This window comes from Pseudomonas sp. CBS, assembly GCF_024734645.1.
In the GTDB taxonomy this organism is placed as follows: Bacteria; Pseudomonadota; Gammaproteobacteria; order Pseudomonadales; family Pseudomonadaceae; genus Aquipseudomonas.
In genome coordinates this window covers 3,206,058-3,219,020 of record NZ_CP102929.1, presented here as the reverse complement: position 1 = coordinate 3,219,020, position 12,963 = coordinate 3,206,058, and the positions used below count along the sequence as shown (strand labels likewise).

The 12,963-nt window shown below is 60.4% G+C and carries 9 protein-coding genes; 1 reads left to right on the top strand and 8 read right to left on the bottom strand.

Translation table 11 applies throughout. The features are described 5' to 3' along the window. Positions 1-105 precede the first annotated feature (105 nt). Together NVB75_RS14580 and NVB75_RS14575 are read right to left on the bottom strand one after the other, a co-directional pair. Positions 106-918 (bottom strand): SDR family oxidoreductase, encoded by an 813-nt coding sequence (locus tag NVB75_RS14580; protein ID WP_258347810.1) that lies wholly within the window; start codon positions 916-918, stop codon positions 106-108. A 20-nt stretch (positions 919-938) separates the two neighbouring features. Then, a complete protein-coding gene (locus tag NVB75_RS14575; protein WP_258348626.1) occupies positions 939-1,403 on the bottom strand; it encodes a multidrug transporter in 465 nt (154 codons plus the stop codon). A 197-nt stretch (positions 1,404-1,600) separates the two neighbouring features. Between NVB75_RS14575 and NVB75_RS14570 the strand changes: the two genes are divergently transcribed. Then, complete coding sequence (locus NVB75_RS14570; protein ID WP_258347808.1) at positions 1,601-4,981, top strand: dermonecrotic toxin domain-containing protein; 3,381 nt, start codon at positions 1,601-1,603, stop codon at positions 4,979-4,981. Positions 4,982-5,088: 107 nt separating this feature from the next. On the opposite strand, the gene NVB75_RS14565 is transcribed toward NVB75_RS14570, so the two are convergent. The 6 genes from NVB75_RS14565 to NVB75_RS14540 all read right to left on the bottom strand — a co-directional run bounded on the left by NVB75_RS14565 (position 5,089) and on the right by NVB75_RS14540 (position 12,952). Beyond that, positions 5,089-6,540 carry a mannose-1-phosphate guanylyltransferase/mannose-6-phosphate isomerase gene (locus tag NVB75_RS14565; protein WP_177044403.1) on the bottom strand — a complete coding sequence of 484 codons (1,452 nt, stop codon included), beginning with the start codon at positions 6,538-6,540 and terminating at the stop codon, positions 5,089-5,091. A gap of 217 nt (positions 6,541-6,757) precedes the next feature. Beyond that, the gene (locus NVB75_RS14560; RefSeq protein WP_026077992.1) at positions 6,758-7,414 is read right to left on the bottom strand and encodes an alginate O-acetyltransferase AlgF; all 657 of its coding nucleotides are present in this window, start codon (positions 7,412-7,414) and stop codon (positions 6,758-6,760) included. Positions 7,415-7,430: 16 nt separating this feature from the next. After that, positions 7,431-8,618: an alginate O-acetyltransferase gene (locus tag NVB75_RS14555; RefSeq protein WP_258347806.1), complete on the bottom strand. Its 1,188-nt coding sequence runs from the start codon at positions 8,616-8,618 to the stop codon at positions 7,431-7,433. An 11-nt stretch (positions 8,619-8,629) separates the two neighbouring features. Further along, positions 8,630-10,195, bottom strand: coding sequence for an MBOAT family protein (locus NVB75_RS14550; protein WP_258347805.1), 1,566 nt, complete (start codon positions 10,193-10,195; stop codon positions 8,630-8,632). 190 nt (positions 10,196-10,385) lie between these two features. Continuing rightward, on the bottom strand, positions 10,386-11,495 hold the full coding sequence (locus NVB75_RS14545; protein ID WP_258347803.1) for a mannuronate-specific alginate lyase: 1,110 nt from the start codon (positions 11,493-11,495) through the stop codon (positions 10,386-10,388). 8 nt (positions 11,496-11,503) lie between these two features. Continuing rightward, positions 11,504-12,952, bottom strand: coding sequence for an alginate O-acetyltransferase (locus NVB75_RS14540; protein WP_258348625.1), 1,449 nt, complete (start codon positions 12,950-12,952; stop codon positions 11,504-11,506). Between the last annotated feature and the right edge of the window lie 11 nt (positions 12,953-12,963).

Sequence of the window (12,963 nt, the reverse complement as noted above, 5' to 3'; positions counted from 1 at the left end):
AAAAGGTCGGCGCATTCTTTCAGGAATACTCGGGCGGATGGTTTTGGGGCTGCTGCGCAGCCCAGCGGGAGCAAGCTCCCTCGCCACGGGGGAGGCGGGGGGCTCTTACAGCTGGCCGCTTAGGCCAAAGCGTTTTTTCAAGACGGTCTCCAGCAAACCCTTGGGCAGCAACGCCGCCATCAATGGCAATGCCCGGCAGCCATTACCCGAGCGTAACAGGCGTGGCGGAGTGCCCTGTTGCACGGCCTTGAGCACGTCCGCGGCAAAATCGCGAGCGGGCGTAGGCCGATCCTGGGAGGCCTTGGCCCGGGCGCGGATGCTTTCGCGCAGTGGCCACCAGGGCGACGTTTCATTGATCAACAGCTCGGCCTGGGTGCCGGCGTTTTTTGCAAAACTTGTATCGATGGCACCCGGCTGCACTTCCATCACCCGCACGCCAAACGGCGCGAGTTCCATGCGCAACGCATCACTCAAGGCGTGCACTGCGGCTTTCGAGGCGCAATACGCACCGGCGAACGGTGTGACCAACACGCCGGACACGCTGCCGATATTCACCACCAAACCCTTTCGACGACGCAGGGCCGGGAACAGCGCCTGGGTCACCCCGACCACGGAAAATACGTTGGTCTCGAATTGCTGTTGCATCGCTTGGGTGCCGCCGTCGAGCAGCGGGCCCATGGCGCCGTAGCCGGCGTTGTTGATCAGCACATCCAGTTCGCCGATCTGGCCGGCCAATTGAGCGAGCGCGGCGCTGTCGTTGACGTCCAGTTGCACGGCGTTGAAGCCGGCGGCGCGAAGTGCCGTCACATCATCAGTGCGTCGGGCGCTGGCCCACACGTCAAAACCGGCTTGCTTGAAGGCATCCGCCAGGGCGCGGCCGATACCACTGGAACACCCGGTGATGAGTACGTTGGGCATGGATCAGTCCTTTGTCAGGGTCAGTCGGAGAAGCTGCCTTGCAAATGCTCGGCGCGAAATTCCAGGGTTTGCGGGCGATAGCCGGGGCGCAGTGGTGGTACCGGCAGGCAGTCTTCCCAGGTGGCGCCGGCTTGCAGTTCGCCGGGGCCGCGATAGCGTGGGGCAGCGTAGACGTTGTCGGCCAGGTTGACGGTGTCGCCTGGTGCGTAGGCAGCGACGCGCCAGCGCAGTTCGGTCAGGGGCACGTTGTTGCCGTTGTTCAGGGTGAGTTTGAGTGGGCGGTCTGCCGGGCATTCTTGAGGCGCGTAGACGGTGCGCAATTCCAGGCGTGCCAATTGTTGGGCCTCACGCTTGTCCAGCCACACGACGCCTATCGCCACCAAACCCAGGCCGATGGCGGCCGCAAGGGAAACCGGCAACGCCTTGGCCGGATAGCGCAGGAGGAGGATCAACCAGGTGATGATCAGTAGAACGCCGATGAACACGATAAAACCCTCGCTTGCCATGAGCATTCATCGTAGCTGAGCCCGGGAGCCAAGCCTAATCACTTGCGGTAATGCATTGCACTTTTCCCACCGGAACCTGCTGGCTCTCTTACACCACAAATTGATGCATCACTGGAGTGATATCACTTTTACAAGGGTAACAATGGACTGGCCCCCTTAATCACAGGGTCCATTTAATGATTGTTAAACGTCATACCCACTATCAGCCTGATCTTCCCCCTTCCTCAGACTCAACCCGCCATCAACCTTCAGAAAGACAAGCGCCTCAACTCGGGGGCCAGACGCCATTTTCCGGCCACGCCGTCACCGATACCCCCGTTCTACCGGTTGTTCGGAGCATTCGCCCGGCCGCTGTCGCCGAGTATGTTTTTGGCAGACCCGCTTCTGCCCAACAGGGGTTTCTCACTCAGCACGATGCACTCAACATTAAAATCAACCGGTTGATCAGCCAGCAGCCCACCTACGAACAGTTTGTGCAGGAATATCAGGAGTACGTTGCCAGTACACCTGGCGCGGTGGGGGAAATCGGCGATATGTATGCCAACGCTGTCACTCGGTTCTGGACGTCTGCCCGCCCCACCGAAACAGACCCGAGCCCGCCTCAAGACCAACTGATCAACCTGCACCGGCAAATGCTCTCCACCCAGGCGGCTTTGCGGGTGGAGGACGGCACCCTGAGCCCGGCGAGCAAAGCCCTGATTGACAAGGCGTTCCGCTATCCGACCCTGGCGGCCCGGGAAAACGCGTTCCCCAACGGTGCGCGGCCCGGTGTGTATCCGATCACGGTTGATGACAGTACGCCGAACGGCGCGCGCCTGGCCGGGGCCTTCATGATCACTACCACCGATGGCTCCGGACAAACCCCGCCCCACTGGCCCAACGGCAACAAAAACATGCCTGCCACCCAGGACAATGGACCTGTGGTGCTCTACACCCCCGGTGAGGGCTTTGAAGAGTTCGCGACCCCTGCACAATTGCAGGCGGCACTGATGCAACGAATTGACAAAGGGGGTGTTCCCGCAGAACTGCTGTCGCAGAGCTTGCCCTTGTCGGCGGAAAACCTGCGCAAACCTTTACGCGGGGAGGACCTGACGCTGAGTTTCGCCCCGACTTCAGGGGACGTGATGGCTGAAGCGATTCCTCAGCTTCTGGAGCGACAAAAAACCGAACTGAATGCCCTGACGCACTCAGACACCAGCGACATGAACGGCCCACAAATCTCCCAGGCCATGAACGACGCCGCCAATTGGTCTTCTCAACTGGACGGCAGCAACGCAATGCTCGCCCGGGGAGAAAGGCTTGAAGAAAAACAACAGCCGCCGTGGCTGAAAAACCTGTCGCGCATGAACGAGGGGCAATACAAAGACCTGGATGCACGCGAGCAGCAATCCCTCCAGACGCTGGTGCCGTTGCTGGAGGAGATCCCTTCACTGCAGGGCTTTGCCAGTCAGCAATTAAAGGCGGCACTCAGGAAAAAATACCCCACGGTGAATCTCGACCCGGACAAGATCGTGGTGACCACCACCACGCAGTCCAAGACTCACACCGGTCGGCCAGGCGCTTACGTTCCGCGCGATGTCGACAGACAGCACGGCTCATTGACCGACCTGGCGCTGAAAAACCCTACGGCATGGCCCCCAGCAGAAAGCCACCAGCATAGTGAGGTGAAGTTCGCCGCGAAGCTGACCGATGTTTCAGGCAAGCCGGTACTCGGGTCAGATGGAAAACCCGTGGTGTTGGGAACCGAGGAACTCAAGGCGCTGGTGAATGAGCTGGATGTGGGCGGCAACTACATCGCGCTACTCAAGGAGCGGATGGCACCGGACGCCCAGACGGGCAAGCCAGGAAAACTGCGCGCGGCGTGGAAAGCCAACCTGTCGGATGTCATGCAGAAGCAGGCGTTTCTGGGGCAGTTGAACCCGCAGGCTTATCCACAAGGCTCCTCGGGACCTGACTGGGTCCGGGCCGTGCTCGATTTTCCGGACGCTGCCACGCGGCCTCAAGTGGATGGAAAGACCGTTGTCGCCAACACCGTCAGCCACTTTGGTCAGGCGCTTCAGGGGGTGATCGTCATCGGCAACGGGCAGGACGGGCCGCTTGTGCTGTATAGCCCGGATGCGCCTGACGGAATCTCCTTTCGGGAAGTCGCCGATCAGGCGGCCCTCAGTGCGCTTTTCAAAGAACCGGGATGGCGAACCTACGCACATCGCAAAACCTCGCCGCTCAATCCGGATGGTTTGAGTGCAATCGCCCAAGGGGGCATTGTTGACAACCTGGGGCGGCTGGCACGGGTGAATGAGTTGGGCAGCAACGCCTACCTCACACCTATCCAGGGAAATGTTCAGGACACGCTGTACAAACAACTGACAGAAATATTGATCGATAAGGCAGACGTCGGATCTGTCAGCTCAGATGAGGTGGCTAAAGAATCGAGATACAACAAAACCATGTTCGGCATCGAGGTCGCCACGATGTTCATGGACCTGCTACCCATTGTAGGAAAGGGCGTCTCGACCGCAACCAGGCTGACCAAGGCGGGGCTGCGTGTCATTCGGGCACCGGGACAATCCATCGTCAACGTACTCAACAAACCCAACCGTCTTGCCATGATCTACGCCCGGTATGGCGACGGCAGCGGCATGGCCGCGGGTAGCAAGGCCAGCCCGATTCTGCGCCCGGTTCTGAACCCGGCGCCGACGAGTAGAGTCGTCGTGCCGCTGACGACCACACTGACGACACACCCGGTACCGGCAGGGGGCGCCTCGGTCCGCGCACTGCCAGACATCAGCGCCCATTCCGTGCCTGACAGCCTGCTCAGTGGCCGCACGATGAGGGGCGATGGCACCTATCAAGTCGGCGAGCAGTTCTATGTGCGTTACACCGACGGTACCGGCGTCAGCAAACCCTATGAAATCAGCCCGGTGTACAAGGTCGAGGGGGGACCTGTACGGGTCATTGACCCGCAAACCAAAAAAACCGTGGCATTCCTGCAGCCGGCGGGCGAGGGCGAATGGCGATTGAATCGCTTGCCGGGTGGCATCAAGTCAGGAACTCCAGGTTCAAAGAAGGCCCAACCCCAGGCACAAAAGGCGCTTGGCCGGCCAGGCAGCTCGGCCCAACTCGCTGCAACGAATAAGCCATTGGTCAATCATCCGGACTGGCAGTCGGCAGTGGATTCGGGCACGCACAACGGGCAACCCGTTTATATCCACTACACCAGTAAAGAAGGCGCCGAAGCCATCGCTCGGGGGCAAAATATCAATGACCTGTCGCGTGGGGAAACGCGCGCGGGTTCAAAGGGCGGCGTGTACGTTAACCCCCCCGGTCAGCAATTTAATGGCGAAAACGTCGAAAACCTGTTGTTTCTAGGTAATGAACGCTATGTGGGCAGGGGTGACTATAAGGTGATATTCAGCACTGACCAGGTTCCGCAGGACCTCGGTTCCATCACGGCGGGCAGCCCGTTCGTTGAGCTGAAGATGAACAAGGAAATCAAGCTGACTGAGTCGAACTTTCTGTACTTGGGGCCGAATCAGTTTCCCGACTATTTCGGTTGAGCGCGTTTGAAAGCGCTGGGGCAATGATCTAAAAAAAAGCCCCCGACCCACCGGCTGCGGATAGGGGACGCAGTCGGTGTGACGGGGGCTTCTGGTGCTGCTCTGTTTTATTGCGCGATGGTTTTCACCGACACGCCACGCTCGATTGGCGTAGACCGACCGTAGATATCTTCAAAACGCTCGATATCGTCTTCACCCAGGTAGCTGCCAGACTGCACCTCGATAATCTCCAGTGGGATCTTGCCCGGGTTACGCAAGCGGTGCACCGAGGCAATCGGGATGTAGGTGGACTGGTTCTCGGTGAGCAGGAACACGTTCTCGTCACAGGTGACTTCGGCGGTGCCGCTGACCACGATCCAGTGTTCGGCGCGGTGGTGGTGCATCTGCAACGACAGGCACGCGCCCGGCTTGACCGAGATGTGCTTGACCTGGAAGCGGCCGCCCATGTCCACCGAGTCATACGAGCCCCACGGACGGTAGACCTCGCAGTGGTTCTGGGTTTCGCTGCGGCCCTGTTCATTGAGGGTGTTAACCATCTGCTTGACGCCCTGGACCTTGTCCTTGTGGGCAATCATCATCGCGTCCTTGGTCTCCACCACCACGATGTTTTCCAGGCCGATCACCGACACCAGCTTGCCGTTGCCGTGGATCATGCAGTTCTTGCTGTCCTGGATCACCACGTCGCCCTTGCTGACGTTGCCGTTGGCGTCTTTTTCATTCACGTCCCACAACGATGCCCAGCAACCCACGTCGCTCCAGCCGGCGGTCAATGGCACCACGCAGGCCAGTTGGGTTTTTTCCATCACGGCGTAGTCGATGGAATTGTCCGGGCAGCAGGCGAAAGTGGCTTCGTCGATGTCGATGGTGTCGGCGGTGTGGTTGCTGCGTTCCAGGGTCAGCAGGCAGGTGTCGTAGATGTCCGGGTCGTGCTTTTTCAGCTCTTCGAGGAAGCGGCTGGCGCGGAACAGGAACATGCCGCTGTTCCAGAAATAACCACCGCTTTTGACGAACTCGGTGGCGCGTTTTTCATCGGGTTTTTCAACGAACTGTTGCACGCGGCTGACGCCTTCGGGCAGCAGCGAATCGTTGGTCGACTTGATGTAGCCATAGCCGGTTTCCGGACGGGTGGCCGGTACGCCGAACAGCACCATTTCGCCACGCTCGGCTGCCACAGTGGCCAGGGCCAGGGCGCGTTGCAGGGCTTTCTGGTCGTCCAGCACGTGGTCGGCCGGTAGCACCAGCATCAGCTCGTCACGGCCTTCGTTGACCAGCATCATCGCCGTCAGGGCTACGGCCGGCGCGGTGTTGCGGCCGAACGGTTCCATCAGGATGCGCTGGGTTTCCAGTTTGCGGGCGGCCAGTTGCTCGTTGACGATAAAGCGATGGTCCTTGTTGCAGACCACGATGGGCGCGTCCATGCCGTCGAACACCAGGCGCTCCAGGGTTTGCTGGAACAAGGTGTGCTCGCCGGTCAGGGCCAGGAACTGCTTGGGAAACTGTTTACGCGAAAGCGGCCAAAGACGTGAGCCGCTACCACCGGAAAGGATTACTGGGATCATGTGTTTCTCCTTGAATCAATATGGGTTAGAGCTACTGCGTTCTGTCGTTTCACTCTTGTTTTTGTCTCGGTCCGGGCAGGCCGCTTAATCCTGTAGGAGCGAGCTTGCTCGCGAAAAACCAGTGAGCGCCGGGATAAACCAGGGGCGCTGCGTCATCGTTAGCGTTCTTCGCGAGCAAGCTCGCTCCTACAGGGGGGGCGGTCAGTCCGGTAAATAGTTAGCGAGTCGACACAGGGCGCTTGACCCACACTGGCGACAGGTTGGCGCCGGTGCCGGTGACGTACAGCACTGCGGCCTCACCACGCTCCAGGGCGACCGGCTTCACGTCGCCGACTTTCTTGTCGCCTTCATACAGCGCCAGGCTGACCTTCACCGGGTTGATTTCGCGCTCGCCACGGCCCTTGGCAGCCACGGCCTGGACCACGTCGGTCTTGCCGTCGGCGGTTTTCAGGGTCAGCGACTTGTCACTGAGGTTCTGCACGCGCACCAGGGATTTCTGCTTGTTCTTGAACGGCGGTTCTTCGATCAGTTGCGGCTGGCCGCTGCCGCTGCTGACCAGGGTGTAGTAGTGGTCGGCGGCGAGCTTGACCGGCAGGGTCTGGCTGCCGACCTTGGCGCTGTAGTCACCGCCCGGCATGAAGCTGAAGTCACTGCTGGCCAGCGGGGCAACCTCGTTGAGGTTGGTGCTGCCGACGGTGGCACTGACTTCCTGGTTGCTGGCGTTGTACACCCGCACAAAGCTCGAACCTTTAGGCGCAACGGGACCGTAGAGGGCGGCGTCGCCACCGGCGAAGGCGGACATCGAAATAACGCTCATGCCTGCAACGAGGGCAAAGGTTTTTGCGAGACGACGCGGAGTAGTAGTGAAAGTCATGTGAGTTACCTCTCTTTCAGTTTTGCGCCCGGTTGGGCGTCTCGGAGTTCATGTTTTTAACGGCGGGGGTGTTGATAGCCATGTTCTGTTGGCGCATACCGGCTTGTTTGAGCTGCGCAACCCACTGCGGGTCGGCATCGCCGATTTCGTTGTTCACAGGCAGATAACGTTCAGGAAACTCCCAGATCAGCACCTGTGGCGGGCTGTTCTTGAAGTCGTCGCTTTTCAGGTAGCTGAGCATCGGCAGGATCGGGCCGTGGCCGTCTTCGGAGTAGTTGATGACGTCGCTGCCCAGGGCTTGCTTCAGCGCACCGACAAAGTTCCAGTTCGGGTTGGCGCTGTAGCTGGTGCCCACCAGGGCCACTGGGGTTTCGCTGTCGGTGAACAGGGCGTCGTCGCCTTTGGTTTCCGCCAGGTGAGTCACGCGTTTTTGCAGCGGCTCCTTGGGGGGCATCAGGTTTTCGAACAGCGGGTCCAGGGGCAGGAACAGGCGCAGGTCGCCCTTGTGTGGCTCGGTCTTCTCGGCTTCGGTGACAAAGCGTTGAGGCTCGCCGCTCAGGGGCGTTTTGTTGGCAATTGTCTTGGCCAACTCTTTGGCCGCCACTTCAGCGCCGTCCGGGGTCCAGTGGGTGTCGGTGCGCAGGAACACTTGCTGGCCGTGCAGCTTGGCCTGTTGCAGCGGGCCCATCAGGTCGGGGGCGATGATCTTGTCCGCGGCCATGCGGGCATGGAAGTCCTGGTACAGACCGGCGTGGATGCTCGCCGGCTGCACTTCACCCAGGTGTTCCGGGTACAGGCGCACCTTGGCCGGCACGATCGCCATTACCAGTTGGATGCCTTGGGCCTTGAGCTTCTGGCGCACGCCTTCCACCAGGGCGTAGTTGCCTTGCAGGTTCTGGTCTTCGTTGACGATGGGGTTGAATTCCTCGTCGCTGTAGAGCCAGTGATCGCGGCCGATCACCACACCAGGGCGGCCTTCATTGAACAGCTTGTAGTCCAGGGCGGCCCAGAGGTTGGTGCCCAGGCGCTTGATCGGGAACTGGTCGTCGTAATGGGTCTCGACGGCCTTGGTCCAGCGACCGTTGAGCACGGTGGCGTCGGCGTTGGTGCTGAAGCCCAGGAAACTGCGCATCGACCAGGCGCCCAGCGCCAGCAGCACGGCGAGGAACAAGGCGATGTAGAGGACGCGTAATGAACGGGTCATGGTCGGCTCCCTCAGAACTGGAAGTAAAGGAACGGCGAGAAGCTCTGCGCCGAGAGTTTGAGAATCGACGCCACGAACAGCAGCAGCACGGCGGCGCGCATGGCGTAGCGTGGCCAGGTGGCGCTCCAGTAGGCCGGTTGCACAGTGGCCTCAGTGCCCACGGTGTAGCCGGGCTCGTGGATGCTGCCTGGGTTATCGCCCGGTACGGCCTTGATCAAGCCGGGTTGGGCAGTGGCCGGACCGTCGGCCTGGGTGTTGACCGCAGGCTTGGTTTTTTCCGGTGGGCGGTTGTTGTAGAAGTCCCGCAGGCCGAAAAACGCCAAGGTTGCGTATGCCACCACCAGGGTTGCCACTTGCAGGCCGGTGAGGCTGGCGCGGTTGAGTTCCGACAGTGACCACTCGCCGAAGCTGAACATCGCGCCGTACATACGGCCGGCGACGTGCAGGTTTTCCGAGCGGAAGGTCACCCAGCCCATCACCACCAGCAGGAAGGTGAAGGCCCAGCGCACGACGTTGAAACTGCGCGGTGCGGTGTTGAGGCCGATGGCTTTTTCAATCGCCAGCCACATGCCGTGCCAGGCGCCCCACACGATGTAGGTGATGTTCGCACCGTGCCACAGGCCACCGAGGAGCATGGTCAGGAACAGGTTGCGGTAGGTGGTCAGCGTGCCTTTACGGTTGCCGCCCAGGGTGATGTAGAGGTAGTCACGCAGCCAGGTGGACAGGCTGATGTGCCAGCGCCGCCAGAACTCGGTGATCGACTGGCTGATGTACGGCTGCTTGAAGTTTTCCATGAAGCGGAAACCCATCATCAAGCCCAGGCCGATGGCCATGTCGCTGTAGCCGGAGAAGTCGAAGTACAGCTGCGCGGTGTACGCCAGCGCGCCGAGCCAGGCGTCACCCGTCGTAGGGTTTTGCAGGGCGAAGCAATGGTCGGCGACCACCGCCAGGGTGTCGGCGATGAACACCTTCTTGATGAAACCCTGCATGAACCGCGTGCAGCCCTCGGAGAATTTATCGAGGGTGTGGGTGCGGTTGTTGAACTGGTCGGCCAGGTCGCGAAAGCGCAACACGGGGCCGGCAATCAGGTGCGGGAAGATCGCCACGAACGCCGCAAAGTCGATCAGGTTGCGGGTGGCCGGGGTATCGCCGCGGTACACGTCGATGATGTAGCTGATGGACTCGAAGATGTAGAACGAGATACCGATCGGCAACAGCACGTGGGTCAGGATGAAGGGTTCCAGGCCCGCCGACTTCATCATCAGGTTGATGCTGTCGACGCCGAAGTTGGCGTACTTGAAGTAGCCGAGGATGCACAGGTCGACCGCCACGCCCAACAGCAGCCAGCGCTGGGCCGGCTTGGTGCGCACGCCTGCCGCACCAACCTTCAGGCCGATCCAGTAGTTCCACAGCGTCACGGCGGCGAACAGCGCCAGGAAGTCCACTCGCCACCAGGCGTAGAACACATAACTGGCAACCAGCAGCAGCAGATTGCGATAGCGTTGCCCGCTCAAATAGTACAAGCCGAGGAAGATCGGCAAGAACAGAAACAGGAACACATTGGACGAGAAAACCATCCCGATCTCTCCATGTTTAACCAACAGTCAAGGGCCAACGGCCCCCCCAAACCCCCCACCGAAATGAGAGGGCTATGTGATCGTTCCCACGCTCTGCGTGGGAATGCCTCACTGGACGCTCTGCGTCCGCTTTTGGGACGCGGAGCGTCCCTGGCTGCATTCCCACGCGGAGCGTGGGAACGATCAGCGACTAGCTGCCTTTGTTGCCTTTCTCGTGCGCCGGGTCGTAGACCTTGGTCAGGTCACCCCCGAGGCGGAACGTCTTGAACGGCTGCATCCCGTGCTTGCGCTCGATCACATCCGGCGCGCAGGTGTAGAGGGTGCAGAACGGCTCAAGCCAGGCAAATTTCATGTCTTCCTTGAGGTCCTTCATGTCTTGTTCCTTGCCGTTCTTCTTCTCGAAGATTTCCGGGTCTTTCACCCCGGCCAGCACGTTGTCGCCCAGGCGTTTCAAGGCGCCGTTGTTTTCCTGGCGCAGGTCCACGCCGTTGACCAGGGCGAAGCTGGCGATCATCGCCAGCGGCGGCAGGGCGTAGTTGTGGTACGACAAAGCCCGTTGCTGACGCTTCAATTCGTTGGGCAGGAAGCCTTGGGCATCCACCTGATTGGCGCCGACCTTGTATTCCTTCACGGCCCAGTCAAACAGGTCGCGACGGTTGGTGGCGATGGAGGTCGCCATCACCGACCAGGCGGCCCAGTAGGAGTGGTTGTTGGTTTTATCCAGTGGCAGGTTGTCCCAGTCGCTCACCACCTGATCCGCCATTTTGCTGAACCAGGCTTCGATCAACTGCGACTCCTGCTGGTGGTTGGCCAGCGGATGGGAATCGGAGAACTTCAGGCGCACATAGGCCGACGCCATGCTGCCCAGTGCCCATTTGCGCATGGATTTGCCGGTGTGGTTGAAGTCCTTGGACATCAATGCATCTGCCCTAGCCCATGTAGCGAGCCAGTTCAGTGTGCATTCCAGCTGCTCCGGACGACCGTCACGCATGAATTGCATCACGCGTTTACTGGTGTCTTTTTCCAGCTTGGTGATGTCGGCGGTGCTGTCGCGAAAGGCTTTTTCGGATTGCACATTCAGGGTGGAGCGAGCTTTGTCCGAACCTTCGTACTTGCTGCGAAATTGCAGAGAGCCGGTGTACGGCGCCGGCATGGCGTCGCAGTCATTCTTGAAGTCGCCGGTCTTGAACGCCTCGATCGGCGCAAAATAGCCTTGCGGTGGACGCAATGGCGCGGCGGCATTGACGGAGCCGGCGAAGATCGCCAGGCCCAGCAACGATGGAATCAATAACTTCTGCATAGGTAACCTCATTGCCCGGCCGAAGCAGTCTGTTGACCACCGGCGGGGAATACGTTGCGTGTGCAAATTTTCGCTTCGACTTTCTGCGCGGCCTGGCCCGCTTCAGGGCCCTGCACTTCCACGGCCAGCAGGTTTTGCGTGGCCCAGTCTTCATCGGTGCGCAGTTCAAAGGCGAAACGCCCGTCTGTATCGGATGTTTCGGGTTTCTCGATCTTGATGTCCTCGTGGCGCCCGTTCATGTACCAGAGGGTGGCTTGCAGGGTTTTCACCGACGGGTCGGCGAAGCGGATGTCGACCTGATGGCTGGCGTTGCGCAGGTCTTTGTTCGAACTGTTAACCAGCAATTCGTTCTTGCCGGGTTTCAGCGTGGTGCTGGCGCTCATCTGGGCGGTCTTGCCTTCGCAGCCGTTGTCCAGCAGCGCCATCATCTGGCGGTAGATGGTCTCCTGGTCCAGGCGATACAGCGGCGAGAATTCCCAGATCAGAATCTTCGGCGGGGTCTTCTGGAATTCTTCGCTGCCCAGGTACTGGATCATCGAGCCTTCCAGGCCGCCACCGGGGAAGGCGACGTTGAGGATGTCGGCACCGATTTCCTGTTCCAGGAATCCGGCGAAGTTGTAGTTCTTGCCGCTGTGGCTGGTGCCCACAAGGGTGATCTGCGGGTTGCCGGAATCACCGAACAGGTCGCCGTCCGCCGCTTCGCCCTTGGGCTCGGTGGTGAACTGGTCCATGTACTGGATCGCGTAGCTGGTGCCGCATAGTTGCCCGGCCATGTTGTGCAGGGTGCCGGTCTTGCCCATGCGCCCGGAACGTTTGGTCTCGAATTCACGTTGCGGGATGCCGGCAAACTCAGGCATCGCGCGCACTTTGGCGCCGACGATTTTGGCGGTGCGCTGGGCGCCGTATGGCGTCCAGTGTTGGTCACCGCGGAAGTAGAAATCGTGGGCCGGCAACTCGTCCGGCAGTTGCTCGTTGGTCAGCGGCGACAGGTCCGGCACGACGTAGCCCATCTTGGCGAAACGCCCGAGCATGGTCTTGTAGTTGCCCAGGGCCTTGTCGAAATCGAACTTGGCTTTCTCTTCAGGGTTGAGCTTGTTGCGGTTCACCAGACCACGGGTTGGCTGGTAGACCACCACCAGTTCCACGCCCTTGCTCTTGAACGCATCGTGCAGCTGCTGCATGCGTTTGTAGCCGGCGGGGCTGGTGTCGAATTCGGTGCGCAGGTCTTCCTGAGTACGGAACAACCAATCGCCCTGGGCTTGCACCAGGGTGGTGAAGTTCTGCTGGTAGCGCGTGGTGTAGTTCTTCGCATCGTGGGCGGCCGGGCACAGGCTGCAGCACGGTTCGGCGGTGAAGGTTGGCGCCTTGATTTCGTCGGCGCGCACGCCCTGGCTGGCCGCGAGCAGGCCGAGGGTCAAACCCGAAAGGCTGAGCAGTTTGATCATGTGTGGGTGCATAAAGGTCATCC